Source organism: Microbacterium rhizosphaerae (genome assembly GCF_034120055.1).
Lineage (GTDB): Bacteria > Actinomycetota > Actinomycetes > Actinomycetales > Microbacteriaceae > Microbacterium > Microbacterium rhizosphaerae.
In genome coordinates, this window is sequence record NZ_CP139368.1 from 2,602,704 (window position 1) to 2,628,940 (window position 26,237).

Genomic DNA, 26,237 nt, shown 5'->3' on the forward strand with positions numbered 1-26,237 from the left:
ATGGGCGAGAAGGAGGCGCAGGCGGTCGACGGCGCGAAGGACCGGTTCGCGCGCGAGACGATCGTCGAGCCGGAGCACATCGCTCGGGCGCGTGCGCACGCCCTCGAGCTCGGTGCCGCACCGGTGAGCCCGCCCGTCGGCGCGCAGATCGCCGTGCTCGCCGCCGCCTCCGCCGCCCTGAACATCGTCGAGATCGGCACCGGTGCCGGCATCTCGGGTCTGTGGCTGCTGCACGGCGCCCCACGGGCGATCCTCACGACGATCGACACCGAGCCCGAGCACCTCGCCGCCGCACGGCAGGCGTTCGGAGACGCCCGCATCCCGCCCGCCCGCTCCCGGTTCATCACCGGACGCGCGGCCGACGTGCTGCCCCGTATGAACGAGGCGTCGTACGACATCGTGCTGGTGGACGCCGACCCCGACGGTGTCATCGAGTACGTGGAGCACGGCCTGAAGCTCGTGCGCCCGGGTGGCACTGTCCTCGTGCCGCGCGTGCTCGCCGGCGGCGCGGTCGCCGACCCGGTGCGGCGCGATCCGGTCACGACGGCCTACCGCTCGCTCATCACGGAGACGCAGAACTCCCCCGCGGTGATCGGCGCGCTCTCCACCGTGGCCGAGGGACTGCTGCAGCTCACGACGCTCCCCTCGGCATAGCCGTACCCGTCCGGGTCCCGGAGACGACGAAGGCCGGTCCGAAGACCGGCCTTCCCGTGATCGCGGAGGTGCTCAGGCGGCGCTGACGACCTCGCCGAGCACGTTGTAGAGCTCCTTGGCCTCGGCGTCGTTCACGGAGACGACGAGACGACCGCCGCCCTCGAGCGGCACACGCACGATGATGAGGCGGCCCTCCTTGACGGCCTCCATCGGCCCGTCTCCGGTTCTCGGCTTCATGGCTGCCATTCTTGGCTCCCTTTCGTCGCTGGTCTGGATCAAGTTTATCGTCTGTTACTGACAGGCCTGAAATCGCGGCGGATTCCGGCGGTTCCTCCGCATGTATTCCGGCTAGGGAATCTGCCAATAGGTGTTGGCGAGCGCATACATGTTGTAGATCCACCACCACTGCCCGACGATGCACGCGATCAGGACGCCGACCCGCCACGGCGTCGACTTCGGCGCCGCGACCGCGCCCCACAGCGGCGAGAGCGGGAAGAGGAGCCGGAAGATGCTCGACTGAGGGAAGAAGACCGCCAGGAGGTAGAGCAGGTAGCTCGCCGACCACAGCCGCAGCTCGACACCGAGCCGCCGCACGTGCGGCTCGAAGAGCAGGAGAGCCGCGATCGCCACCACCGCCGCGGCGAGGAAGACGTATCCCCCGTACTCGCCCCAGCCCCACACGCCCGACCAGAAGTGAGCGCCGACGAGGAAGCCGTCGAAGGGGAAGAAGTTGCTCGCCGAGTCCGGGATCCAGTTCCTGCGCCAGGCGAGCTCCGTCCGCAGGTAGGCGCTCGGATCCCGTGTCGCGATCCCGGCGATCACCTGCCACGCGAAGCCGACGACCGTGGCGAGGGCGGCGAGCGCCACGATGTGCACGATCTCGCGCACCCCGAGGGGCTCGCGCGTGCGGGTGAACCACCGCCAGATGCCGAACAGGCCCAGGAGCAGTGCGAAGGCCAGCACGCCGGGTCGCGTGAATCCCATGAGCGGGATCAGCAGGTACAGCCACCCGTAGCGCCGCTGCATGAGCAGCCACAGCGCCAGCAGCAGCCACAGCATGAAGAGGGCCTCGGCGTAGCCGACCTGGAAGAGCGCGGCGAGAGGGCCCGACACGAAGAAGAGGACCGCCCACGTCGACGCCGTGGCATCCAGCTTGAGCCGCAGCATGCGGAAGAGCACGAGTGCGGAGAGGTAGCCCGCGACGAGCGAGATGAACACCGCCGCGACCGGCCAGCCGCCGAGCGGGATGCCGACGAGCTTCGCCAGGTACGGATACAGCGGCAGGAACGCCCATTGGTTCTCGGTGACCTGTCCCTGCGGGTTCACCGGGACGGTGGACGGATACCCGTTGTCCGCCGTGAACCAGTACCACTGCGCATCCCAGCCCATGACAAGCGTCCCGAATGCGGCGTGCATCCCGAATCGGGATGCGGGACCCGACAACGCCGATGCGCCGAAGAAGAACAGCGTCGTGACAACGCGTGCGGCGACGTAGAGGACCGCGACGCGCAGGGCAGGGTGCTGCCACGCGCGTTCGAGGGCGCCCGGCTCGTCTCGGGTCAGCGTGCCGTCAGCCATGCCCGCAGTCCACGCTCGACGGCGTCGATCTGGGCGAGCGGCACCCGCTCCTCGTCGTGGTGGGCCAGCTGCGGGTCACCCGGACCGTAGTTGACCGCAGGTACGCCGAGGGACGAGAACCGGGCGACATCGGTCCACCCGTACTTCGGTCGGGGCTCTGCGCCCACGGCGGCGAGGAACTCCTGTGCGAGCGGCGCATCCAGACCCGGTCGCGCCCCCTCGGCCGCATCCGTGATCTCGACCTCGAAGCCGGCGAACACATCGCGCAGATGCGCGGCGGCGGCCTCGGCCGACCGGCTGGGTGCGAAGCGGTAGTTCACCTCGATCTCGCAGAGGTCGGGGATCACGTTGCCGGCGATGCCGCCGCGGATGGCGACGGCATTGAGGCCCTCGCGGTAGGCGAGCCCGTCGACGGTCACCTCCCGCGGGCGGTACTCGGACAGCCGCATGAGGATGGGCGCGGCGCGGTGGATGGCGTTCTCGCCCACCCACGCACGGGCGCTGTGCGCACGGATGCCGTGCGTGCGGACGACGGCGCGCATCGTGCCGTTGCATCCGCCTTCCACCTGACCGTTGGACGGTTCGCCGAGGATCGCGAAGTCGGCGGCGAACAGATCCGGGCGGTCTCGCGAGAGGCGCCCGAGGCCGTTGCGGTCGGCCTCGACCTCTTCGTGGTCGTACCACATCCAGGTGAGGTCGACGCGGGGCTCGGCGAGCTCGGCGGCGAGCTTCAGCTGCACGGCGACCCCCGCCTTCATGTCGACCGTGCCGCGGCCCCACAGGTAGGGCTCGCCGTCGATCTCGATGTCGCGCGTCGGCACGTTCGCGTTGATCGGGACCGTGTCGATGTGGCCCGCGATCGCCACGCGCTGCGGACGGCCGAGGTCGGTGCGCGCGACGATCGTGTCGCCGTCCCGGAACACCTCGAGGTGCGGGAGCGCGCTCACCGCCTCGAAGATCGCATCGGCGAGCGTCGTCTCGTCGTCGGAGACGCTGGGGATGTCGCAGATCGCGCGGGTGAGCGACACACTGGACGCGGACAGGTCGAGGCGCGGCATCCTCCGAGTCTATCGGCGCGCTCTCAGCCCCCTCTCCGTCATCGGACCGGAGTCCCGTCGCCGCGCTGGGTAGCCTGGAGGCATGAGCGACGAGCGATGGGTGTGGGGCTGGGGCCTGGTGACGACGACCGATGAGGGCGCCGTCCTCGACACGTGGTTCCCCGAGCCGGTGATCGGCCGTCTGCCGCTCGGGCTCGATCCGGCCATCGCCCCGGAGAACCTCGACCGGCTCGCCGTCCCCGACGAGCGCCGGCGTGTGCGCGTCGACGTCGTGGCGGTCGAGTCCGACCTGGATGCGGCCCCCTCGTCGACTCCGGATGCCTATCTGCGGCTGCACGCCCTGTCGCACCGGCTCGTGCGTCCCAACGAGGTGAACCTCGACGGAGTCTTCGGCCACCTGCCGAACGTGGCGTGGACCAACGCCGGGCCGATGCATCCCGAGGACGCCGCCCGCCTGCGTCCCGAACTCGCGCGCGATGGGATCCAGATCCAGGGCCTCGACAAGTTCCCGCGGCTCCTGGACTACGTCGTGCCGGAGGGTGTCCGCATCGCCGATGCATCCCGCGTGCGGCTCGGGGCGTACCTCTCTCCCGGCACGACGGTCATGCACGAGGGCTTCGTGAACTACAACGCCGGCACGCTCGGCGCCTCCATGGTCGAGGGTCGCGTCTCCCAGGGTGTCGTCGTCGGCGACGGCAGCGACATCGGGGGCGGCGCATCCATCATGGGAACGCTGTCGGGCGGCGGGCAGCACCGCGTCTCGATCGGGGCGCGCACGCTGCTCGGCGCGAACGCGGGCGTCGGCATCTCGCTGGGCGACGACTGCGTGGTCGAGGCGGGGCTCTACGTGACGGCCGGTTCGAAGATCGTGCTCGTCGACGAGGCGCCTCGCGCCGACGGCTCACGGCCGACGGTCAAGGGCGCGGAGCTCTCGGGCGTGCCCGGCATCCTCTTCCGCCGCAACTCGCTGACCGGTGCCGTCGAGGCCGTGCGACGCGCGGGCGCCGGAGTGACCCTCAACGAGGCCCTGCACGCCTGAACGACCGGGGAGGTCAGCGGACGACGACGTGGATGGACCAGCTGCCCTGACCGGGCGCGCACCCCATCGCCTCGCCGCAGCTGGTCCGGCTGGCGGTGAGCGCTCCTTCCCCCGCGGAGGCCGCGAGCGCCGTGAGGCGGACGGTGCCGCAGCCGACTCCGGGAAGGCATGATCCCTTCGGATCCGGCGTCGTGACGGCGTCACCACGCGGCCGGAGCACTCCGGTCGGCGCCGCGAACTGCCAGTAGGTGTTGTGGAGCGTCGCGACGATCCGGTCACCCGTGTGGACGGTGACCGTCATGCCGTTCTCGCTCTCGTCCACCGACACCACGCCGTCCACCGGCTCGGGCGTCGCGGTGCTGGCGCGCGGGCTCGGCACGGAGGCCGAGACGGAAGAGGAAGGGCTCGGATGCGGTGCCCCGACGGCGCTGCATCCCGTCACGGCCGCGAGCGCCACGGCGATCGCCAGAGCCGCTCCCCATCCCCTGGTCATCGCGCTCCCCTCTTCCCTCCGCAGGCACTGTCCCCCCGACCAGCATGGTGCAGGGGCGTGTGCCCCTGCACCATGCCGTCGGTCACTTGACGGTGATGGTCATGACCTTGAACTCGGACGCGCCGAGCGTGAAGGTCGTGGTCGTAGACTTGCCGCCCACCGAGGCGGTGAGCGTGTAGTACGACCCGCGCTGGTTGGGCGTTCCCGCCGTGGGAAGGCCCTGCGCCTCGAACTGCATCTGCGTCGGCGTGCACGCGTTCGGCGCCGTCCTCAGCGACAGAGGACCGACGTTCGTGTTGACGTTGGTCGACGTGCCGTGGCTCTGCAGCTTGAGCTTGGCCACACTCGGATACGGCACGCCCGCCTGGTTCACGACCAGCACTCGGATGCCGCGCAGCACCCCCTCGCCGCACAGCGGCACACTCGCATGAGCGCCGCCCTCCGGGTCGTTGTCGTCGATCGTCAGGGCGCCGGTGAACTTCCCGACGGCCATCGGCGCGAACGTCACAGGTTCGCTGAAGTGCGTGCCCCGCGCGAAGCGCGAGAGCGGATTCGTCGCTCCCGGTGCGCTGAAGGGCGGTGTCGGCGCAGCGTCGGCGGCGTCCACGATCAGCTCGGACTGTCCGTTGTCGGTGATGACGACCGGGGATGTCGCACCCGGATAGCCCGGCGCCTGACTCTGGATGACCGTGGGGCCGAACGTCACGGCCGCGGGCGAGGCGAGGATGCCCGGTATGAGCCCGGCACCCGTGAGCGAGACGACCACGGATGCGTGCGCCGGATCGTTCGACGCGATCGTCAGCGTGCCGCTGCGACCGCCCGCCGCCGAGGGGTCGAAGCGCACCGCGAGGTTCATCGACGCCCCGGTGCCGATGTTCACCGGGAGGGCGGGTCCGCCCACGATCGTGAAGTCCGCTCCATCGACGCCGCCGATCGTCAGCGCCGACACCGACAGCGCGCACGTGCCGCTGTTCGTGACGGTCAGCTGCGTGGTCACGCTGCTCGGGCTCGTGCGGTCGTCGGTGGCGACCCCGCCGAAATCGAGCGCGGTCGTGCTGACGTTCAGCACCGACTGACCGACCGACCCCGTGATCGGCACCGAGATGAGCGGGTTCGCAGGGTCGTCGGTGACGATCCGCACGGTACCCGTCACCGGCCCGCCGAGCGGTCCCGGAGGCGCGTATCGCACCGTGAACGCGATCTGCGCGCCGATGGCCAGCGTGGTGGGCAGCGTCGGCACGTTCAGCACCGAGAGCCCCGGCGAGCTTCCCGCGCCGATCGTGACGCTCGAGATGGTGAGCGGGGCGAGACCGGTGTTCGTGACGGTGATCTGCCGATCGCTGAACGCTCCAGGGCAGGCGACGCCGAAGTCGAGCGATCCGCTCACCGACGCCACCGGCAGCCCGACCGTCGCCGTCGCCGCGACCGAATTCGTCGCGGTGAGCTGCGCCGTCGTGGGCTGGCCCGTGAGGTTCGGCACGGTGTCGTTCGTGTCGACCACGAACGTCCCGGTGATCGGGCCGCTGGTCGTGGTCGATCCGGACGGGGCGACGGTGACATCGAACAGATCGACATCGCCGGGGTTCAGAGACGAGTGGAACGGCGCCTTCGGCGTGACGCTGAATGCCGCGTTCGACGTGCTGCTCAGGTAGGCGCCCAGGATGTCGAGCACGCCGCTGCCGGTGTTCTGCACCGCGATCTCGTGCGTGGCGCTGCCGCCGCGAGCGACGGTCCCGAAGCTCAGGTCGCCGGTGATGGATGTCGCCGGCCGGGCCCCGTACCGCTTCACGCACCCGTGGGGTGCGCTGTTGCTCCACTCGAGCTGCAGTTGATATGCATGCCCGTGCAGCACGACGTTCGTCCCGTCGGGTTCATACGGACCGTAGTTGAAGTTGCACTTGTCGCCGTTCTCACCGGCATGCCCATCGACGTCGTCGTACCAGCCGTCGCCGAACGGGTCGGTGTTCGCCTCGAACTGCTCGTGGCTGGTCACATCCAGGGCCACGTCCACACCGGCCACCGTGAAGTTCGCGGCCGGCGAGTTCGGCCACAGCGTGTCGTCGCCATAGCACGACCCGGTCGAGGCGTACGGGATGTACGCGTAGATCTTGTTGCCGTTGTTCCAGTGGTATGCGCAGTATTTGCCGTTGCTTCCCGAGTTGCCCAGGTAATCGTTCGCCGCGAAGCAGTCCGTGCTGTCCGAGCACTCGATGACGTTCTTGCCGGTGTAGACGAAGTACATCGTGGAGTTGCTCGGCGCCTGCCATGTCGGGTTGGCGGCGATCGCGCGATCGATCGAATCGCGGATGTCGCCGTCCGTCAGCGGGTCCGCGTTCGTGCCCGCGTGCGGGAACGTCGTCGTGTCGACCCAGTCGCCGCCGAAGAAGGCCTCGTTCGGCACCGGCTGGCCGGTGTTGTCGCCGTACTGGGTGAGGATGTCGTAGTACGGCGTGCCGCCGACATCGTGGAAGTAGTTGTCGACGGTCGCCCGGAAGTTCGCGTCGAACATCCCGCCCGCGGGATAGCCCGCCGGCTGGGTCGCCGGATTCCAGAAGATCGCGTAGTTCGTGACCGAGCGCATGACCGACCCGCCGTGATACGTCATGTCCGTCGTCGAGTCGAAGGCCGGCCCGCTGGGCTTCGACTGGTGCTTCGTCTTCGTGTACATGATGTGCGGTTTGACGGGATTCGGATGCGGATGCTTCGCCGATGCGACCGCGTCCGGCATCGGCGCCGCGAGCGCCATGCTTCCGGGGCCCGTGATGGCCAGCGCGACCGCGGCGGCAACCGCGACGACCCCGGCGACCATTCGACCGCGCGTGAGATGGCGGCGCGCACTTTCGGGCGCGCGCGAAGAGAGATACCGCATCAGAGACCCCCCGGCTCTGCGATGCGCTGCACCCTCCCTGTGGCCTACCCTGTGTCGGCCGATGGCGTATTCGCGCGGCATACTATACACCTCGGCATCTCCGGGCAACACCCGGTGTGGCGCCGACGACGGCGGCAGCGCCCGGGCTCACTCTCACGGAGGTCGAGGCCCCTCGCCGACGAGGCGCTATCGTCGGACCAGCGACGACGAGGGGGTCACATGAGCGCTCGGATGCCCAAGCGCCTGTACGAGGACGAGCTGAAGGTCCTGCAGGCGCGGCTGGTGGACATGCAGGCGTGGGTTCAGGCGACGGGCGCGCGCATCATCGTGATCTTCGAGGGGCGGGATGCGGCCGGCAAGGGCTCCACGATCAACCGGGTCGCGCAGTACCTGAACCCCCGCGTCACGCGCACGGTCGCCCTGCCGACGCCGACGGAGCGCGAGAAGACGCAGTGGTACTTCCAGCGCTACATCCCGCACTTGCCCGCCGCGGGCGAGATCGTGCTCATGGACCGCTCGTGGTACAACCGCGCCGGGGTCGAGCACGTCATGGGCTACTGCACGAACGCGGAGTACCACCGCTTCCTGCATCAGGCGCCGATCTTCGAGCGGATGCTCGTCGAGGACGGCATCCTGCTCCTGAAGTACTGGTTCAGCGTGTCGGATGTCGAGCAGGAGGTGCGGTTCCGCTCCCGCAACGACGACCCGATGCGTCGGTGGAAGCTGAGCCCCAACGACGTCGTGTCGATCACGAAGTGGGAGGACTACTCGCGGGCCAAGGACACGATGTTCGTGCACACCGACATCCCCGAGGCGCCATGGTTCGAGGTCGACAACGACGACAAGCGGCGCGGCCGGATCAACATGATCCACCATCTGCTCTCGCGGATCCCCTACACGCTCGTGGAGCGCGAGCCCATAGACATTCCCGATCGACCGGGCTCCGGCGGTTACGAGCGGCCGCCGCGCGACCCCGCGACGATCGTCCCGGACTACGCCGCCGAGCTGCTGCACAAGCACGGGAAGCACCGACTCCCGTCCGACGGCGATCGGGATGGGGAGGCGGCGGCGATCGCGCAGCACGAAGACGCGAAGCGCTGACGCCGGGCGCGCCTACCGGCGGATCGCGTTGATCGCGAGGTTGAGCACGCGCTCGCGCTGAGCCTCGTCGTCGAAGGCTGCGACGGCCGCCACGCCCGAGACGAGCTTGACCACATCGCCGATCGTGATGTCGGGGATGACCTCGCCCGCCTCCTGCGCGCGCACGAGCAGCGGCTCCCCCGCAGACAGCATGATCGAGCGGCATTCGACGAGCACCGACGACCGGCGGTTGAGCCCCTCCAGGAGCGCGTGCTTGGTGCCGACGTACGTGACGAAGCGGTCGAGCCACGCCCGCAGCGCCTCCCACGGCTCCAGGTCGCTCACCTCGTCGGCGGCCTGGGCGAGGGCATCGACTTCGCCGAGATACAGCGTCTCGATGAGATCGTCGCGCGTCGGGAAGTTGCGGTACAGGGTTCCGATGCCGACACCCGCACGGCGGGCGATGTCCTCCAGCGATGCCGATGAGCCGTCTTCGGCGAAAGCCTCGCGCCCCGCCGCAACCAGGGCATCGAAGTTGCGTGCAGCATCCGCGCGCTTGGGGCGACGCTCGTCCAGTGCGGACACGCGCTCTGCGACCGGCATTCCGGGAACCTTTCGACTCGTGGAGAAAAAGATCGATGACGGGACTTGCAAACCGGAGGATCCCTCCGGTAATGTCTATCCGGAGGGCACCTCCGATCGGAGACACACCCTCACTTTACCCCTCATCCACCGAATCCGCATCTCTGGGAAGGCCCTTCATGCCAACTTCCACCTCCACCCGTGCGGCGTTCCTCGCGATCGCGCTCAGCGTCGCCTCCCTCGCCCTGCTGCAGAACCTCGTCATCCCCGTCATCCCGCTCATCAGCTCGGACTTCGGCGTGACGGCGGATGCGGCATCCTGGACGATCACGTCGTGGCTCATCGCCGCCGCGGTCGCCACCCCACTCCTCGGCCGCATCGGCGACCTGCGCGGACGTCGCAACACATTCCTCGTCGTCCTCGCGGTGGTCGCCATCGGCGACATCGTCGCCTCGTACGCACCGACGCTCGGCGTGCTGATCTTCGCCCGCGTGCTGCAGGGCGTCGGCGGCGCGCTGTTCCCGCTCGCCTTCGGCCTGCTGCGCGACGTCATGCCGCGCGAGCGCCTCACCGGCGCGATCGGCGCCACCAGCGCCATCATCGGCATCGGCGGGGCCGCCGGCAGCGTGCTCGCGGGCCCTCTCGCCGGGCTCCTCGGCTGGCGCGGGATCTTCTCCGTACCGTTCGTGACAGCGGTGGCCGGCATCCTGCTCACCCTCGTCCTCGTGCCGGCCACCGGCACCCGCGCACAGGGCCGCGTCAACGTGCTCTCCGCGATCCTCCTGTCCGGCTGGCTGGTCGCCCTCCTCGTGCCGCTCAGCTCGGGCGCGCGCTGGGGATGGAGCGCTCCGCTCACGATCGGCCTGTTCGCCGCCGCGGCTGTGCTCTTCACCGCGTGGATCATCGCGGAACTGCGCTCCCGCAAGCCGCTCGTCGACCTGCGACTCGTCGCGAGCCGCTCCATCTGGCCGGTGAACGCCGCCGGACTGCTCATCGGCGCCGCGGCGTTCGGCTTCTGGGGCTACCTGCCGCAGTTCCTCGAGACGCCCGTCGCGTCGGGCTGGGGTCTCGGACTCGGCGTCCAGGGCGCCGGGCTCGCGCTGCTGCCGCTCCTGGTGGGCATGTCGAGCGTCGGATTCGCCACAGGCGTCATCGCCCGGGTCATCCCGCTCCGGGTCATGATGGCGCTCGGGGCGCTGTTCATGGCCGGGGGCATCGTGTTCGCGATCACCGCGCACACATCGCTGTTCACCCTCGCCATCGCCGGCGGCCTGTTCGGTCTCGGCATCGGCCTGGCTTACGCGTCCTCCGCCAGCATCATCGTGGAGAGCGTGCCGGCCGACCGCACAGGCATCGCGACCGGCGTCAACGCCAACCTCCGCACGATCGGCTCGGCCATCGGGTCGGCCTTCACCACGGCGGTCGTGTTCGGCTCGGTCAAGGCCGGCGGCGCTCCCGCCCTCGACGGCTACACCGTCGCCTGGCTGACGCTCGCCGCCGCCGCGGTCATCGCGGGGATCATCGTGCTCGCCGTGCGCCCCGCGCGTCGGGACGCGGCCGTGACGGACGACACCGCCGAGGTCGAGCCCGCCGAGCTCTACGCCGAGGCCGCCTGACCCGGCCCACACACGAGCGCGCGCCCGGGGACTCGCCGGGCGCGCGCTCGTGTGCGAAGGCTCAGGCGCGCACGCGCACCGAGAGACAGGTCACGCAGCCCTCGAGCTTCTCGAACTCCGAGATCGGCGTCGTGATCACCTCGAGACCGCGGTCGCGGAACAGCTGCGCGGTCTCCGGCGCATCCGACGACATGAGCACGGTCGCATCGTCGAGCACGACGACCGCCGTGCCGTGCTCCTCGGGCACGCCGAGGAACGACGGATAGACGCCCGGATCGTCGACCAGCGGTTCGTAGCCGATGATCGTGCCGTCCGGCAGCGCGGTGACGCCGCTCTTGAGGTGCAGCACCTTGGTGACGGGCACGGCGACGACCTCCCACCCCCGCGGGGCGAGGTGCGCGCGCAGCTGCTCGATGCCGTCGTCGTTGGTGCGCAGGGTGCGGCCGACGTACACGGTGCGCCCGACCTTCAGGACGTCGCCGCCGTCGAGGGTTCCGGGCTGCGCGATCTGCACGGAGGGGATGCCGGCATCCTCGAGCGCCTCGCGCACCGTGTCGATCTCCCCACGGCGCGAGTCGGCGCCGGGGCGAGTGACCACGGCGATGTCGCCGAACATGACCACCGTATCCTCGACGAAGACGCCGTCCGCATGCTCGTCAGCGGCTGCGATGTCGATGACGTCCCACCCGCGCGCGCGATAGACGTCCACGTACCGCTCCCACTGCTCCCGCGCGAGATCGGCGTCGACCGGGACCCGTTCGATGTGGGTCAGCTCGCCCTCGGCGAGGCGCGGCGACGGACGACGTACGAGGAGTCGTGGCATCCCTTCAGCCTAGCCGCGGCCGATCAGGCGTCAGACGGTGCCCGGGTAGTCGCGGCGTACGGCGCCCGTGTAGAGCTGCTGCGGGCGGCCGATCTTCGTGTGCGTGTCGGTGCCGGCCTCACGCCACTGCGCCAGCCAGCCGGGCAGGCGCCCGATCGCGAAGAGCACCGTGAACATGCGGGTCGGGAAGCCCATCGCCTTGTAGATGACACCCGTGTAGAAGTCCACGTTCGGGTAGAGCCGACGCTCGCGGAAGTAGTCGTCGTTGAGGGCGATCTCCTCGAGCTCCTTCGCGAGATCGAGCAACGGGTCGCTGATGCCGAGCTCGGCCAGCACCTCGTCCGCGGACTCCTTGACGAGCTTGGCGCGCGGGTCGTAGTTCTTGTAGACCCGGTGGCCGAAGCCCATGAGCTTGACGCCGTCCTCCTTGTTCTTCACGCGCTCGACGAAGCGCTGGACGCTCTCGCCGGATTCGCGGATGCGTCCGAGCATCTCGAGGACCGCCTCGTTGGCGCCTCCGTGCAGCGGCCCGTAGAGGGCGTTGATGCCGGCGGAGATCGAGGAGAACTGGTTGGCGCCCGTGGAGCCGACCAGGCGCACCGTGGACGTGGACGCGTTCTGCTCGTGGTCCTCGTGGAGGATCAGCAGGCGCTCGAGCGCACGGGACATCACCGGGTTGACCTCGTACGGCTCCGACATGACGCCGAAGTTGAGCTTGAGGAAGTTGTCGACGAAGCTCAGCGAGTTGTCCGGGTACAGGAACGCCTGCCCGATGCTCTTCTTGTGCGCGTACGCGGCGATCACGGGAAGCTTCGCGAGCATCCGCACGGTGTTGAGCTCGATGTGCTCCGGGTTGTGCGGGTCGGACTCGTTCTCGTAATAGGTCGAAAGCGCCGAGACGGCCGACGAGAGGACGGACATCGGGTGCGCGGTGTGCGGGAGCGCCGAGAAGAAGCGCTTGAGGTCTTCGTGCAGCAGGGTGTGGTGACGGATGCGCTCGTCGAAGTCGGCGAGCTGGTCGGCGGTCGGGAGCTCTCCGTAGATCAGGAGCCACGCGACCTCGAGGTACGTGCTGTTCTTCGCGAGCTGCTCGATGGGATAGCCGCGGTACCGCAGGATGCCTTGGTCGCCGTCGATGAACGTGATCGCCGAGCGGGTCGCCGCGGTGTTCACGAAACCGTAATCGAGGGCCGTGAGGCCGGTCTGCCGGGTCAGCGTCGACAGATCGATGCTCGGGTGCCCCTCTGTGCCGCGCAGGATCGGCAGCTCGGCGGTCGTCTCGCCGATGGTGAGAGTCGCGAGCTCCGGCTGGGTGGCCGCATCAGTCACGGCGCCTCCTTGCGATTTCTGGTCGTGGGGGGTGCGTCCGGCGGTCATGCCGGAACTGCGGATGCGGCAGATGGCCGAACCTTTTACAGCCTAATGCGCGCACACGACTACGTTGAACGCCACCAAAGGATGGCACGTATGGATGGAGGACCCCTACGAACCTGGTCAGCCGACGGCTGCAGACGCGCGCAGACGGGCAGCCGCGGCATCCACCCGCTCATCCGTCGCCGTGAGCGACAGGCGCACGTGCTGCGGGAAGTGCGTTCCGTAGAAATGCCCGGGACCGGCCAGGATGCCGAGTCCCGCGAGCCGATCCAGGCTCTCCCACGCGTCGCGGCCCTCCGTGGCCCAGAGGTAGAGGCCCGCCTCGCTGTGGTCGACCCGGAAGCCCGCCGCCTCGATCGCCGGCCTCAGCACGTCGCGCCGTCTCCGGTACAGCTCGCGCTGCCGCGCGACGTGCGCGTCGTCGCGCAGCGCGGCCGCCATCGCGGCCTGCACGGGAGCCGGCACCATGAGTCCGAGGTGCTTCCGCGCCGTGACGAGGCGCGAGACGATGGCGCCATCGCCCGCCACGAATGCTGCGCGATAGCCGGCGAGGTTGGACTGCTTGCTGAGCGAGTAGACCGAGAGCACGCCGTCCAGCGCGGATCCCGCGACCCGCGGGTCGAGCACCGACGGGATCGGCTCCCGATCCCACGGCGCATCCCAGCCCAGCTCGGCATAGCACTCGTCGCCGGCGACGACCGCACCGAGCTCGCGAGCACGGTCGACCGCCGAGCGGAGGCTGTCGGCTTCCAGCACCCGTCCGTCAGGGTTGCCCGGCGAGTTCAGCCAGACCAGGCGCGTCGCCTCCGGCCACTGCCCCGGGTCGTCCGATGCGAACGGGGTGGCGCCGACCAGGCGCGCGCCGACCTCGTATGTCGGATAGGCGGCGCGCGGATGCACGACGACGTCACCGTGACCGAGCCCGAGGAGCAGCGGCAGCAGCGCGACGAGCTCCTTGGAGCCGATCGTCGGGACGACCTGCTCGCGGGTCAGCCCGGGGACCCCCCGACGGCGCGCGTACCAGTCGACGATCGCGTCGCGCAGATCCGCGGTGCCGACGGTCTGCGGGTACGCGTGTGCATCCGTCGCCGCCGTCAGAGCGTCGACGACGACGGCGGGCGTCGGGTCGACGGGTGATCCGATCGACAGATCGACGATGCCGTCCGGGTGGCTGCGGGCGCGGGCGGCGTAGGGCGCGACCGCATCCCACGGGTAGTCGGCGAGATCGGCGACGCCCATGTCAGCGCGCCCGGGTCTCGAGGAACGTCACGGCGCCTGCGGCGGGAGGGCGGCGATGATCGGGTGATCCTTGTGGATGACACCCACCTTCGCGGCGCCGCCGGGCGAGCCGATGTCGTCGAAGAACTCGACGTTGGCCTTGTAGTAGTCCTGCCACTCGTCGGGCAGGTCGTCCTCGTAATAGATCGCTTCGACGGGGCACACGGGCTCGCAGGCTCCGCAGTCCACGCACTCATCCGGATGGATGTAGAGCGAGCGCTCCCCCTCGTAGATGCAGTCCACGGGACACTCGTCGATGCAGGCACGGTCCTTCACATCGACGCAGGGAAGAGCGATCACATACGTCACGTCTGTCAGTCTAGTTGCCCGCGGTGACCCCATTACGGGATCGGTCCGGCCACACGACGACGAGGATGGTCATGACCGGAACCGCGATCGTCCACACGAGTCCGAGGTTGATTCCGGCCAGCTCGTCGAGCTTGCCCGATGGCACGATGACCGAGCCGCCCGGGCCGGTGCCCGAGAACACCAGGATCGCCGCGAACAGTCCGAACCCGCACGCCAGTGCAGCCCACCGGTCTCGCGTGAGCAGCCGCACGGCGAGAAGCAGAGCGGCGGCGCCGATGACGGCGAGGATCAGGCCGACGGGCACGGGGCCGACACGGTAGGCGTGAGCGATCGTGCCCGCAATCCCGAAGACACCGCCCGCCAGGAGCGCGACGATCCAGGTGACGAGGCGACTCCACGAGAAACTCACGCGGCAAGTCTAGGACTCGGGTCGCACGGCGCCCGTCGCACGATGCTCGCCTCAGGCCGCCCAGCCCCACGGCCGGAGGAGCGCTGCCACCACGGCCGCCGCCGCCACGACGACGAGGAACGGCGCCCGCAGCATGAGCAGGCCGGCTGCGACGAGCACCGCCGGGACGCGGGCGTCGACGACGATGGCCTGCCCCTGACCGAGCGTCTGCACCGCGACGAGCGCGGCCAGCAGCGCGACCGTCAGAAGATCCGCGGTGCGTGCCGGACGCGGCGCCTCGAGCACCTTCGCCGGCAGCAGGTACCCCGCCGTCTTCAAGAGGACGCAGGCGATGGATGCGAGCAGCACGGCGTTCCAGAGCGTCATGGCAGTCCCTCTCGCTCGGGCACGTCGTCGGGCTCGGCGACGGAAGCAGTGCCCCGTCCGAACCAGCCCACCGCGATCGCGACGAGCGCGGCGATGATCACGGGCACGCCGGGCATGAGGACCGGCGTGAGGACCGTCGCCACCACGGCCGCGGCGACCCCGACGGCGATGGGCTGCCTCCCGCGCAGCCGCGGCCACAGCAGCGCGAGGAACGCCGCGGCGGCCGCGGCATCCAGCCCGTACGCGCGCGGATCGCCCACGACGTTGCCCAGCAGCGCGCCGACGAGGGTCGTCGCATTCCAGCCGATGTAGATCGCGATGCCCGTGACCCAGAACCCGACGCGCCGGGCGTGCGAGCGCGTCTGGGCGAGGGAGATCGCCGTCGACTCGTCGATCGTGAACGGAACAGCGGCGACGCGGCGCCAGAACGTCGTGCCGACGATCGGAGCCATGCGCATCCCGTACGCCGCGTTGCGCACCCCGAGCATCGCCGCCGACGCGATCGCGGACGGCAGCGCGGCGAGGCCGCCGGCCCCGAACACGCCGATGAACGCGAACTGCGACCCTCCGGTGAACATCAGGAGGCTGAGGACGCAGGTCTGCCAGACATCCAGACCGGATGCCGTCGCCAGTGCCCCGAACGACACGCCGTACGCGCTCGTCGCCACCGCGACGCCGATGCCGGCGCGTGCGGCACGACGCGACTCGACGCGCGCGTCGTCGTCAGGAGGTGCCACCGGACGAGCCTAGCGACGGAGGCGGACCGGACGTGCGGGCCACCCGCGCGTCCGTGGCCGCGTGTCGTTACGCGTTGGCGTCCTGACGCTTCAGGCGAGACGCGGCGCGTCCGCGCTCGGTCGCATCCAGGACCACCTTGCGGATGCGCACCTTCTCCGGAGTCACCTCGACGCATTCGTCGTCGCGGGCGAACTCGAGGCTCTCCTCGAGCGACAGCTGGCGCGGCGGGGTCATCGACTCGAACGTGTCGGAGGTGGACTGACGCATGTTGGTCAGCTTCTTCTCCTTGGTGATGTTCACATCCATGTCGTCCGCGCGCGTGTTCTCGCCGACGACCATGCCCTCGTAGACCTCTTCGGTCGGCTGCACGAAGAAGCTCATGCGCTCCTGCAACGCGATCATCGCGAAGGGTGTGACCACGCCCGCGCGGTCGGCGACGATCGAGCCGTTCTGGCGGGCGACGATGTGCCCGGCCCAGTCGTCGTAGCCGTGCGAGATGGCGTTGGCGATGCCGGTGCCGCGCGTGACCGAGAGGAACTCGGTGCGGAAGCCGATGAGTCCGCGGGACGGGACGATGAACTCCATGCGCACCCAGCCGGTGCCGTGGTTGACCATCGTCTCCATGCGGCCCTTGCGCACCGCGAGCAGCTGCGTGATCGCGCCGAGGTACTCCTCCGGAGCGTCGATCGTCAGGTGCTCGAACGGCTCCTTGACCTTGCCGTCCTCGCCCTTCTTGGTGACGACCTGCGGCTTGCCGACCGTCAGCTCGAAGCCCTCGCGGCGCATGTTCTCGACGAGGATGGCGAGCGCGAGCTCGCCGCGACCCTGGACCTCCCAGGCGTCGGGACGGCCGATGTCGACGACCTTGAGCGACACGTTGCCGATCAGCTCCCGGTCGAGGCGGTCCTTCACCATGCGGGCGGTCACCTTGTGGCCCTTGACCTTGCCGACGAGCGGCGACGTGTTCGTGCCGATCGTCATCGAGATCGCGGGGTCGTCGACGTGGATCGCCGGCAGCGCGCGCACATCCTCCGGGTCGGCGATGGTCTCGCCGATCGTGATGTCCTCGAAGCCTGCGATGGCGACGATGTCGCCCGGTCCGGCGCTGTCGGCCGGGTAGCGCTCGAGCGCCCGGGTCTTGAGGAGCTCGGTGATGCGGGCGTTCGAGTGCGACCCGTCGTGACGCACCCACGCGACCGTCTGGCCCTTCTTCAGGGTGCCGTTGAAGACGCGCAGCAGAGCGAGGCGGCCGAGGAACGGGCTCGAGTCGAGGTTCGTGACCCACGCCTGCAGCGGAGCCTCGTCGTCGTAGCTCGGCGCGGGCACGTGCTCGAGGATCGCCTCGAAGAGGGGCTCGAGGTCGTCGTTGTCGGGCAGTTCGCCGTTGGCGGGGCGGTTGCGGGATGCGGCGCCGGCCCGGCCGCTGGCGTAGACGACGGGAACGTCGAGCAGCGCGTCGACGTCGAGATCCGGGACGTCGTCGTGCAGGTCGGACGCGAGCCCCAGGAGCAGGTCGTGGCTCTCCTCCTCGACCTCGGCGATCCGGGCATCCGGCCGGTCGGTCTTGTTGACGAGCAGGATGACCGGCAGCTTCGCCTCGAGCGCCTTGCGCAGCACGAAGCGCGTCTGCGGCAGCGGGCCCTCGCTCGCGTCGACCAGAAGCACGACGCCGTCCACCATCGACAGGCCGCGCTCGACCTCGCCGCCGAAGTCGGCGTGGCCCGGCGTGTCGATCACGTTGATCGTCACCGGGACATCGGTGTGCACGCCGTTGTAGGTGATCGCCGTGTTCTTGGCGAGGATCGTGATGCCCTTCTCACGCTCGAGATCGTTCGAGTCCATCGCACGCTCTTCGACGTGGACGTGCTCGCCGAACGAGCCGGTCTGGCGCAGCATGGCGTCGACCAGCGTCGTCTTTCCGTGGTCGACGTGGGCGACGATCGCGACGTTGCGGAGGTCCGAGCGGAGGGCATGCGCCATGACGGTGTCCTTAGATCGGGGGATGCGCCCGGAATCGGGCCACCCTCCATCCTACCGTCAGGCGCACGACCTCACTCGTCGTCGTCGGAGACGAGCCCGAGCGCCTCCAGCCGGAGCGCGCGTCGTGCGTGCTGGATCTCCGGATCCGGCACCGGCACCGCGGCCAGCAGGCGCTGCGTGTACGCCTCCTGGGGGTAGCGAAGGATCTGCTCGCGCGTCCCGACCTCGACGAGCTTGCCGTGCCGCATCACGGCGATGCGATCGGCCAGCACGTCGATGACCGCGAGGTCGTGGGTCACGAACAGGCACGCGAACCCGCGCTCGCGCTGCAGCTCGCGCAGCAGCTCCAGCACGGTCGCCTGCACGGACACGTCCAGGGCGCTCGTCGGCTCGTCGGCCACGAGCAGCCGCGGGTTCAGGGCGAGCGCGCGCGCGATTCCGACACGCTGCTTCTGACCGCCCGAGAGCTCGTGCGGGAAGCGGGACGCGTATTGACGCGGCAGGCGCACCGACTCCAGCAGATCCCGCACGCGCTTCTCGAGCGCGTTGCCCTTGACCTTCTCTGCGAGGAAGATCGGCTCGCCGAGAGACTGCCCGATCGTCATGCGGGGGTTCAGCGAGCTCGACGGGTCCTGGAAGACGATGCCGACGCTCTTGTGGAGGTGGTGGATGACCTCGCGCGTCGGCCTCGAGATGTCGACGCCGTCGACGACGAGAGAACCGGAGTGGATCGGCAGCAGACCGACCGTCGCGCGGCCGAGGGTCGTCTTTCCGGACCCGGATTCGCCCACGAGCCCGACGACCTCGCCCTCGTGGATCGTGAGGTCGATCTGGTCGGCCGCACGGAACGCCGGCACCCGACCACGCTTCGGGTACTCGATCGCGACGTCGGAGAACTGCACCACGACCGGGGCCTCGAGAGACTTCTCGTACTCGGCGAGGACGCGCTGGGCTTCGGCCGTCGTCGCGGCGGACTCGGCGTCCGCCAGCGCGGCGGTGATGTCGACCGCCTCGCTTTCGGCGCTGCCCTCTCCGAGACGGGGCACCGCATCGAGCAACGCCCGGGTGTAGGGATGCTGCGGATTCGCGAACACGTCCTTGACGTCGCCGCGCTCGACGATCTCGCCGTTGCGCATGACGATGATGCGTTCGCCCATGTCCGCCACGACGCCCATGTCATGGGTGATGAGCAGGACGGCGGTTCCCAAGCGCTCCTGCAGCGACCGCATGAGCTCCAGGATCTCCGCCTGCACCGTGACGTCGAGCGCCGTGGTCGGCTCGTCCGCGATGAGCAGCACGGGGTCGCACGCGACGGACTGCGCGATCATGGCGCGCTGACGCTGACCGCCGGAGAGCTGATGCGGGTAGGAGGCGAACGCCTTCTCGGGGTCGGGCAGCTCGACGAGGCTGAGCAGCTCGATCGCACGCGCGCGCGCCTCGGAGGGCGACATCCCGAAGTGCTGCCGCAGGGTCTCGATGATCTGGAAGCCGACCGTGAGGACCGGGTTCAGGGCCGTCATCGGCTCCTGGAAGATCATCGAGATCTGCTTGCCGCGCACGCGCGTCATGTCGCGCGGCTTGAGGCCGATCAGCTCGCGGTTGCGGAGCTTGACACTCCCCTTGACGCGCGCGTTCTGCGGCAGCAGTCCGAGGATCGCCATGGAGCTGACGCTCTTGCCCGAGCCCGACTCGCCGACGATGGCGAGAACCTCCCCCGGTGCCACCGAGTACGAGATGTTCTTCGCCGCGGGAACCCAGATGTTGTCGACGGCGAAGTCGACGGTGAGGTCCTTCACCTCGAGCACGGGACCGGTCTCGGTGCGAGGGGTGGTGGGTGCGGGGGTGGTCATGAACGGATTCCTTCCGCGCGGAGCGAGCCTGTGGGCACGAACACGCGCACTGACGATGGGAGGATGAACTCGTGGTTGAGAGCTCGCGACTGGTCTACCGATCGAACACGAACAAGGTCATCTCGATCGCGGGCTGGGCGGTGCTGGGACTCGCGGTCGTCGCCGCATTCCTGGCCGGACGGCCCAGCGCCGTGCTCGGACTCGTGCCGATCGCGACGATCGCGCTGCTGATCTGGGAGCTGTTCTGGCGTCCGGCGATCATCGTGGAGGACGACGGCGTGACGCTGGTCAACCAGTTCCACACCGTGGTCATCCCGTGGGCGAAGATCGTCGACGTGGATACCAAGTGGTCGATGACGATCGTCACGCCCGAGCGCCGCTACCGCGGCTCCGCGGCACCCGCGCCCGGCGCGATGTACCGCCCGAACCTGTCCGGAGCGGCTCGCACCGGTCGTGTCGTGGACGGGAGCATCAGCAAGGCCGACGCTCCCGGCACCGACTCGGGCGACGCCGCCACCATCGTCCGCCGACGGCTGCACGCGATGGCGGATGCCGGCACGCTGCCGATCGGTCAGGCGGAGTCGGTGAGTGTCACGACCCGCGTGCACTGGATGAGCATCGCGGTGCTCGCCGCCCTTCTTGTGGCGAGCATTCCCGCGTTGCTTCGCGCCTGACGGGGTCATATCCCACCGAGGGTCGCCTCGGTGGCTGCCCCTCCGCCCACGTCCTGCGGCTGCTGGTCAGGACCGTCCTTCACGCGACGGGTCGAGAAGCGCCGGCTGCGCGGGTCGAACGCCTGACGCAGCACGTCGCCGAAGATGTTGACGGACAGCGCGAGGGTGACGATGAACAGAGCCGGCCACCAGAACAGCCACGGCCGGACGGTGAACGCCGACTGGTTCGCGCCGATCAGCAGACCGAGCGACACATCAGGAGAGCGGATGCCGTAGCCGAGGAGCGAGATCGCCGCCTCGAGCAGGATCGCCGACGCTGCCAGCAGCGAGCCGGAGACGATGATCACACCGGTCGCGTTCGGCAGGATGTGCTTGAAGATGATGCGCGCATCCGAGGCGCCCGCCACGCGCGCCGCCTCGACGAACTCGCGCTCGCGCAGCGACAGGAACTCACCGCGCGTCAGACGTGCGATCACCATCCAGCTGAAGAACCCGAGCATGATGCCGAGGACCCAGACGCCGATCGCTCCGGCCCAGTTGCCGACGACCGCCGCGATGACGATGGCCGGGATCACGATGAACACGTCGGTGATGCGCATGAGCACCGCATCCACCCAGCCGCGGTAGTAGCCCGCGATCGCGCCGACGACCACGCCCGTCACGACCGCGAAGGTCGTGATCAGGATCATGGCGACGAACGAGTTCTGGATGCCGCGCATGACCATCGCGAAGTAGTCGCGCCCGATGCGGTCCTGTCCGAAGGGATGCTGACCGAGCGAGAAGGGCCACCACTGCAGGGTCGGCGCTCCGCCGTTCACGATCTTGGGAGACGGCGTGTAGTAGTTGTACGGCCACCACCCCTTGATCGGCCCGACGCCGATCGAGGACACCGACAGGATGAGAACCAGCACGAGCACGATCAGGGCGATGAGTCCGGCGCGCTGGCGCAGGAAGCGCCGCAGCACGAGGCGTCCCTGGCTGACGGGCTTCTCGGTGACGACCTCGTCGACGAGGCTGGGAAGGGAATCGGTCATCAGCGGACCCTCACTCTCGGGTCGAGCGCCGCATAGCTGAGGTCGGCGAGGAAGTTGAACGTGATGGCCATCACGGCGATCACCAGGAAGTAGCCCATGACCGGGTAGATGTCACCTGGCCCGAGCGACATCTGGAACAGCTGTCCCATGCCGGGGATGGCGAAGATGTACTCGGTGATGATCGCGCCGCCGAGCAGCGCTCCGAGGTCGGTCGCCACGAGCGTCGTGATCGGGATGAGCACGTTGCGGAACGCGTGCCGCACGACGACGACACGCTCGGGCATTCCCTTCGCGCGCGCCGTGCGCACGTAGTCCTGCCCCATGACCTCGATCATCCCGGCGCGTGAATAGCGCGTGTACTGGGCGAACGAGATCGCGAGCAGCGAGAGCGTCGGCAGCACGAGATGGAAGAACACGTCCAGCCCGCTGCGCCACATGTTGTTGGGGTCGTACCCCGGCGTGCCCGAGCCGACGGTCGCGACCGGGCGGCCGTTCGTGTCGTACATGTAGCCCGGGAACGACTGCATGAAGCGGTCGATCAGGATGAGCAGCGAGATGAGGAAGGCGAGGATGGCGCCGATCCGCATGTTCTGCTTGCGATCGTCACCGCCCACGAAGTAGCCGACGGCCAGTCCGACGACGATCGCCACGACCGCGAGGACGACGATGAGCAGCGGCGTCGCCCGGTCGAGCAGGCCCTGGATCGAGAAGTAGGTGATGATCCCGATGACGGCGACGATGCCGCCGGTCAGGAGCGCCCTGCGCTGGTGCAGCCCGGCGAGCAGCGCCACGAGGCCGACCGCCATCGCGATCGAGATGATCGGGAGCGCCACGGGCCCGATCGCGGGGGTCAGGAACCAGCCCGATGCGCTCATGTAGATCAGCAGACCCGACGTGATGACGAAGTTGATGCCGAATGCGATCAGCCGACGACGGGCATCCCCGCCGACGACGGCTTGGACGATGACGCCCATCACCACGCCTATCACGAGCGACACCCAGATAGGGATGACGGGATCCTGCAGGAAGTTGTTGTAGCCGATGGCGACGAAGCTCTTCAGCATCGCGGCCGCGAGGAAGGACGGCAGCGAGAACAGGAACAGGCTGATGACGGTGAAGCTGGAGTCGAATCCGCTGTTCTCGCGGATCGCGGAGAGGATGCCGGTCATCAGACCGAACAGGATCGCCAGGACGAGCGAGGCGGTCACCATCTGGACGGTGGAGCCCATGGCGGTGGGCAGCAGCTGGGTCACGGGCGCACCGTGGAACGAGACGCCGAGATCGCACTGATTGGCGAACGGGATGAGGCACTTCGCGACGCCGCCGAGCCACATTGCCCAGCGGACGGGTGCAGGCACGTCGAGGTGTGCGAGTTGAATACGGGCCTGGATGAGCTGCTGCTTGTTGGGCAGCGAGGACTGACGGAGATCCTCGAGCGGGTCTGTGGAGATCGCGACGAGGTTGAACATCACGAACGAGGCCGCGATGAGGATCAGTACCGAGACGCCGATCCGGCGGAGGACGAATCCGATCAAGGGGACTTCCTAGTTGTGGCAGGGAGCCGGCGGTCCACCGCGGATCGCGAGGAAGACCGGTCAGCAGAACAGAATACGCGAGCGTCGGGGGTGGCGCCCATCCGGACGCCACCCCCGAGCATCGTCACTTACTTGGAGCTGGTGCTGGTCTTGACGGACCAGTCCCACGTGTTCCAGACCGGACCGGTCTGGTTGCCCATGTACTTGACTCCCTGGATCTTGTCCGAGACGCCCCAGACACCGGCCGCCTGGAACAGCGGGAGGCCGTAGCCCTCGGTGAAGGCGATCTTGTCGATCTCCATCGAGAGGCTGTCGAGCTTCTTCGGGTCGAGCGTCGTCTGCGTGGCGAGCGCCTGGTCGTTCGCGGCGGTGAAGCCGTTGTAGTTGCCGCCACCCTGCGAGGAGAACAGCTGCGGGATCTGGGCGGTGCCCACACCCGGGCTGATCCAACCGAAGATCGAGGCGTCGTAGTTGCCCGCGGGCAGCAGCGACGACCACTTCGGGTCACCGCCGTCGATCACCTTGAAGCCGGCCTGAGCAGCCGAGGCCTGGATGGCCTGGAACTCGTCGACGCGGTTCGGGTTCTTCGTGTTGTAGAGGATCTTCACGCTCGGCGTGGCGCCCGCGAGGAGCTCCTTGGCCTTGGCGATGTCGACCTTGCTGTACGCGTCAGAGCCGTTCTGCTTGATCGTCGTCGCGTACTGGGCCTGGTTCGGCAGCCAGATCTGCGAGTCGAGCGGCTTGGCGGACGGGTTGATCGGCTTGACGATCGCGTCGACGATCTGCTGGCGCGGGATCGTCAGGAGGAACGCCTGGCGAACCTTCGGGCCCTTGAACACCGACGACTTGAAGTTCAGGTCGAGGTGGTCGTAGGAGACCTGGTTGCCCGTGAGGACCTGCGTGCCCGAGACGCCCTCGAGGGACTTCTTGGTGTCGGCGGATGCCTGCGGGTAGGCGATGTCGACCTCACCGTTCTGGAGAGCCGTGACCTGAGCCGCCGAGTCGCCGATGATGCGGAGAACGAGCGAGTCGATCTTCGGCTTCAGCGCACCCTTGTACTCCGGGTTCGGCTTCAGCTCGACCGACTGACCGGGCGTCCAGCCGGTGACCATCCACGGGCCGGACGAGACGAGGAGGTCCTTGTCGGTCGGGAAGCTCGTGATGTCGTAGCCGGTGTTCACGAAGGCCGCGGCCTTCTGGAGCGTGGCGTCCGGAGCGGCCGGGTTGGCCGGGTCGCCCTTCGGCAGCCCCTTCAGGAGGCTGGTCAGCGCCGCAGCGTTGGCCAGGCCCGCCTTCTTGGCGACGACGTGCGCCGGCTGTGCGAGCGGGTTGAAGAGCTCCCAGTCGACGTACGGGGTGCCGTACTTCAGGGTGATCGAACGATTGTCGTCGCCCACGGTCGGGAAGGCGGTCGAGTCGACGCCCGCGGTCGAACCCGCGATGGCGAAGTACTGCGTGCCCTTGGTCACGTTGCCGTCGGCGTCGAAGGTGGCCGAGTCGTAGTAGCCCGACCCGATCGCCCAGCCGAGGACCAGGTCATCGGCGGTGATGGGCTGGCCGTCCGACCACTTCGCGTCCTTGTTGAGGGTGTACTTGACCGTGAGCGGGTCGTTGGACACCTTCGTGTACGTGCCGAAGTCGGTGTTCTTGACCAGCTTGAAGTTGTTATCCGGGTAGTTGAAGAAACCCCCGGTCAGGTAAAAGATCTGGCCATTGGTGTCCAGGTTTCCCTGAGGTGTGTTCTGGTTGAGCGACGTCATGTCGTTGACCGTCGCGACGCGGACCGTGCCGCCCGTCGGTGCGGCGCTGGCAGTGTTGCCGGAGCCTCCCGTGGACGAGCAGCCCGCGAGTGCGAGAGCACCTGCGGCCGCAACCGCGACCACTGCTCCCAGGCGTGACTTCTTCAATGTTCCTCCTGTGCAAGGGGTTAGCGGCCGTGCAGGATCGTGCCCAGCCCCGGCCGCGGATAGGGACAGACTAGGTAACGTCCGACGGATGGTCAAAGAGCGTGTCGAAAACGTTACATACCCTTAACTCAACTCGAGCGGTGTGTGGCAATCTGACAACGCAGAAGGTGTATGGACGCAAGGAGTGCGCATGTCGAACGGAGCCGCCATCGCGCCTCCCCGGGTCGAACCGCTCAGCCGCCCTCGGGTCATCTGGGAGATCTGCCTCGTCCTCGCCATCAGCGTCGGGCAATCTGCCGTCTACTCGCTGCTCTCGCTCATCCGCTCCGCGCTGGCGACGACGCCGCTCGGTGACCAGCAGACACAGCTGAATCCCTCCCGTGACAAGGTCGCTTTCTGGGACGTTCTCTACCAGTTCCTGGATATCTTCTTCTCGCTGGCCATCGTCGCGCTGGTCGTGTACCTGCTCTGGGAGCCGGGCACGAATGCGCTGCGGCGCATCGGCCTCGACTTCAGCCGCTTCGGGCGCGACCTTCTGCGCGGCCTCCTGCTGGCGGCGGTCATCGGCATCCCCGGACTCGCCCTGTATGCGGTCGGACGCATCCTGGGATTCACCGTGGCGGTCGTCGCATCCCCGCTCGGCGCCGCCTGGTGGACCGTCCCGCTCCTGCTGCTGTCCGCACTGCGCGCGGGGCTGACCGAAGAGGTGATCTTCGTCGCCTACCTGACGGACCGGCTGTCGCGGCTCGGCTGGGGCACCTGGGGGATCATCTTCTTCTCGGCCGCCCTGCGCGGGCTGTACCACTCGTACCAGGGCCCCGGCGCCATCGCCGGGAACTTCGTGATGGGCGTGGTGTTCGCGTGGTGCTACCGCCGCTGGGGACGCGTCATGCCTCTCGTCATCGCCCACACACTGCTCGACACCGTCGCGTTCGTGGGCTACCCCCTCGCGGCCGCGCTGTGGCCGGGCGTGTTCGTCCCGCACAAGTAG

24 protein-coding genes are annotated in these 26,237 nt (G+C 68.8%); 6 read left to right on the forward strand and 18 right to left on the reverse strand.

Annotation, left to right across the window (positions count from 1 at the left end):
- Nucleotides 1–654, forward strand: coding sequence for an O-methyltransferase (locus tag SM116_RS11745; protein WP_320941168.1), 654 nt, complete (start codon nt 1–3; stop codon nt 652–654).
- A gap of 72 nt (nt 655–726) precedes the next feature.
- Here SM116_RS11745 and SM116_RS11750 read toward each other — a convergent pair whose 3' ends face one another.
- From SM116_RS11750 to dapE, 3 genes are all read right to left on the reverse strand, one after another.
- Nucleotides 727–900, reverse strand: coding sequence for a DUF3117 domain-containing protein (locus tag SM116_RS11750; RefSeq protein WP_320941169.1), 174 nt, complete (start codon nt 898–900; stop codon nt 727–729).
- 102 nt (nt 901–1,002) lie between these two features.
- Entirely contained in the window at nt 1,003–2,232 is a 1,230-nt protein-coding gene (locus SM116_RS11755) for a hypothetical protein (RefSeq protein WP_320941170.1), read from the reverse strand.
- On the reverse strand, nt 2,214–3,290 hold the full coding sequence (dapE, locus tag SM116_RS11760; protein ID WP_320941171.1) for a succinyl-diaminopimelate desuccinylase: 1,077 nt from the start codon (nt 3,288–3,290) through the stop codon (nt 2,214–2,216). The genes SM116_RS11755 and dapE overlap by 19 nt, the downstream gene beginning before the upstream one ends.
- An 82-nt stretch (nt 3,291–3,372) precedes the next feature.
- On the opposite strand from dapE, the gene dapD reads away from it, so the two are divergent.
- Nucleotides 3,373–4,329, forward strand: coding sequence for a 2,3,4,5-tetrahydropyridine-2,6-dicarboxylate N-succinyltransferase (dapD, locus tag SM116_RS11765; RefSeq protein WP_320941172.1), 957 nt, complete (start codon nt 3,373–3,375; stop codon nt 4,327–4,329).
- A gap of 13 nt (nt 4,330–4,342) precedes the next feature.
- On the opposite strand, the gene SM116_RS11770 is transcribed toward dapD, so the two are convergent.
- Both SM116_RS11770 and SM116_RS11775 read right to left on the reverse strand, forming a co-directional pair.
- On the reverse strand, nt 4,343–4,822 hold the full coding sequence (locus SM116_RS11770) for a hypothetical protein (protein ID WP_320941173.1): 480 nt from the start codon (nt 4,820–4,822) through the stop codon (nt 4,343–4,345).
- A gap of 82 nt (nt 4,823–4,904) precedes the next feature.
- Nucleotides 4,905–7,631 (reverse strand): choice-of-anchor D domain-containing protein, encoded by a 2,727-nt coding sequence (locus tag SM116_RS11775; RefSeq protein ID WP_320941174.1) that lies wholly within the window; start codon nt 7,629–7,631, stop codon nt 4,905–4,907.
- A 279-nt stretch (nt 7,632–7,910) separates the two neighbouring features.
- On the opposite strand from SM116_RS11775, the gene ppk2 reads away from it, so the two are divergent.
- Nucleotides 7,911–8,792 carry a polyphosphate kinase 2 gene (gene ppk2 / locus SM116_RS11780; RefSeq protein WP_320941175.1) on the forward strand — a complete coding sequence of 294 codons (882 nt, stop codon included), beginning with the start codon at nt 7,911–7,913 and terminating at the stop codon, nt 8,790–8,792.
- Between the two features lie 12 nt (nt 8,793–8,804).
- On the opposite strand, the gene SM116_RS11785 is transcribed toward ppk2, so the two are convergent.
- Nucleotides 8,805–9,374, reverse strand: a complete 570-nt coding sequence (locus SM116_RS11785) for a TetR/AcrR family transcriptional regulator (RefSeq protein ID WP_320941176.1) — start codon at nt 9,372–9,374, stop codon at nt 8,805–8,807.
- Between the two features lie 158 nt (nt 9,375–9,532).
- On the opposite strand from SM116_RS11785, the gene SM116_RS11790 reads away from it, so the two are divergent.
- Entirely contained in the window at nt 9,533–10,969 is a 1,437-nt protein-coding gene (locus SM116_RS11790; RefSeq protein ID WP_320941177.1) for an MFS transporter, read from the forward strand.
- A 61-nt stretch (nt 10,970–11,030) separates the two neighbouring features.
- Here SM116_RS11790 and ddaH read toward each other — a convergent pair whose 3' ends face one another.
- From ddaH to SM116_RS11835, 9 genes are all read right to left on the reverse strand, one after another.
- A complete protein-coding gene (gene ddaH, locus SM116_RS11795; protein ID WP_320941178.1) occupies nt 11,031–11,792 on the reverse strand; it encodes a dimethylargininase in 762 nt (253 codons plus the stop codon).
- A 30-nt stretch (nt 11,793–11,822) separates the two neighbouring features.
- The gene (locus SM116_RS11800; RefSeq protein ID WP_320941179.1) at nt 11,823–13,121 is read right to left on the reverse strand and encodes a citrate synthase; all 1,299 of its coding nucleotides are present in this window, start codon (nt 13,119–13,121) and stop codon (nt 11,823–11,825) included.
- Nucleotides 13,122–13,286: 165 nt separating this feature from the next.
- Nucleotides 13,287–14,405 (reverse strand): succinyldiaminopimelate transaminase, encoded by a 1,119-nt coding sequence (dapC, locus tag SM116_RS11805; protein ID WP_320941180.1) that lies wholly within the window; start codon nt 14,403–14,405, stop codon nt 13,287–13,289.
- A gap of 27 nt (nt 14,406–14,432) precedes the next feature.
- Nucleotides 14,433–14,753 (reverse strand): ferredoxin, encoded by a 321-nt coding sequence (gene fdxA / locus SM116_RS11810; RefSeq protein ID WP_179489533.1) that lies wholly within the window; start codon nt 14,751–14,753, stop codon nt 14,433–14,435.
- A gap of 10 nt (nt 14,754–14,763) precedes the next feature.
- Nucleotides 14,764–15,162 (reverse strand): DUF6113 family protein, encoded by a 399-nt coding sequence (locus tag SM116_RS11815; RefSeq protein WP_320941181.1) that lies wholly within the window; start codon nt 15,160–15,162, stop codon nt 14,764–14,766.
- Between the two features lie 51 nt (nt 15,163–15,213).
- Nucleotides 15,214–15,528, reverse strand: a complete 315-nt coding sequence (locus tag SM116_RS11820; protein ID WP_320941182.1) for an AzlD domain-containing protein — start codon at nt 15,526–15,528, stop codon at nt 15,214–15,216.
- Nucleotides 15,525–16,265 (reverse strand): AzlC family ABC transporter permease, encoded by a 741-nt coding sequence (locus tag SM116_RS11825; protein ID WP_320941183.1) that lies wholly within the window; start codon nt 16,263–16,265, stop codon nt 15,525–15,527. The genes SM116_RS11820 and SM116_RS11825 overlap by 4 nt, the downstream gene beginning before the upstream one ends.
- A gap of 67 nt (nt 16,266–16,332) precedes the next feature.
- Nucleotides 16,333–18,246 carry a translational GTPase TypA gene (typA, locus tag SM116_RS11830; protein ID WP_320941184.1) on the reverse strand — a complete coding sequence of 638 codons (1,914 nt, stop codon included), beginning with the start codon at nt 18,244–18,246 and terminating at the stop codon, nt 16,333–16,335.
- Between the two features lie 71 nt (nt 18,247–18,317).
- Nucleotides 18,318–20,096, reverse strand: a complete 1,779-nt coding sequence (locus tag SM116_RS11835) for an ABC transporter ATP-binding protein (RefSeq protein ID WP_320941185.1) — start codon at nt 20,094–20,096, stop codon at nt 18,318–18,320.
- Between the two features lie 71 nt (nt 20,097–20,167).
- Here SM116_RS11835 and SM116_RS11840 point away from each other — a divergent pair, with 71 nt between their 5' ends.
- Nucleotides 20,168–20,770, forward strand: a complete 603-nt coding sequence (locus tag SM116_RS11840) for a PH domain-containing protein (RefSeq protein ID WP_320941186.1) — start codon at nt 20,168–20,170, stop codon at nt 20,768–20,770.
- Nucleotides 20,771–20,775: 5 nt separating this feature from the next.
- On the opposite strand, the gene SM116_RS11845 is transcribed toward SM116_RS11840, so the two are convergent.
- The 3 genes from SM116_RS11845 to SM116_RS11855 form a co-directional block, all read right to left on the reverse strand.
- Nucleotides 20,776–21,804, reverse strand: a complete 1,029-nt coding sequence (locus SM116_RS11845; protein WP_320941187.1) for an ABC transporter permease — start codon at nt 21,802–21,804, stop codon at nt 20,776–20,778.
- Nucleotides 21,804–23,339 carry an ABC transporter permease gene (locus SM116_RS11850; protein ID WP_320941188.1) on the reverse strand — a complete coding sequence of 512 codons (1,536 nt, stop codon included), beginning with the start codon at nt 23,337–23,339 and terminating at the stop codon, nt 21,804–21,806. Before SM116_RS11850 ends, SM116_RS11845 begins: the two co-directional genes overlap by 1 nt.
- 128 nt (nt 23,340–23,467) lie before the next feature.
- On the reverse strand, nt 23,468–25,246 hold the full coding sequence (locus tag SM116_RS11855) for an ABC transporter family substrate-binding protein (protein ID WP_320941189.1): 1,779 nt from the start codon (nt 25,244–25,246) through the stop codon (nt 23,468–23,470).
- Between the two features lie 190 nt (nt 25,247–25,436).
- Between SM116_RS11855 and SM116_RS11860 the strand changes: the two genes are divergently transcribed.
- On the forward strand, nt 25,437–26,237 hold the full coding sequence (locus tag SM116_RS11860) for a CPBP family intramembrane glutamic endopeptidase (RefSeq protein ID WP_320941190.1): 801 nt from the start codon (nt 25,437–25,439) through the stop codon (nt 26,235–26,237).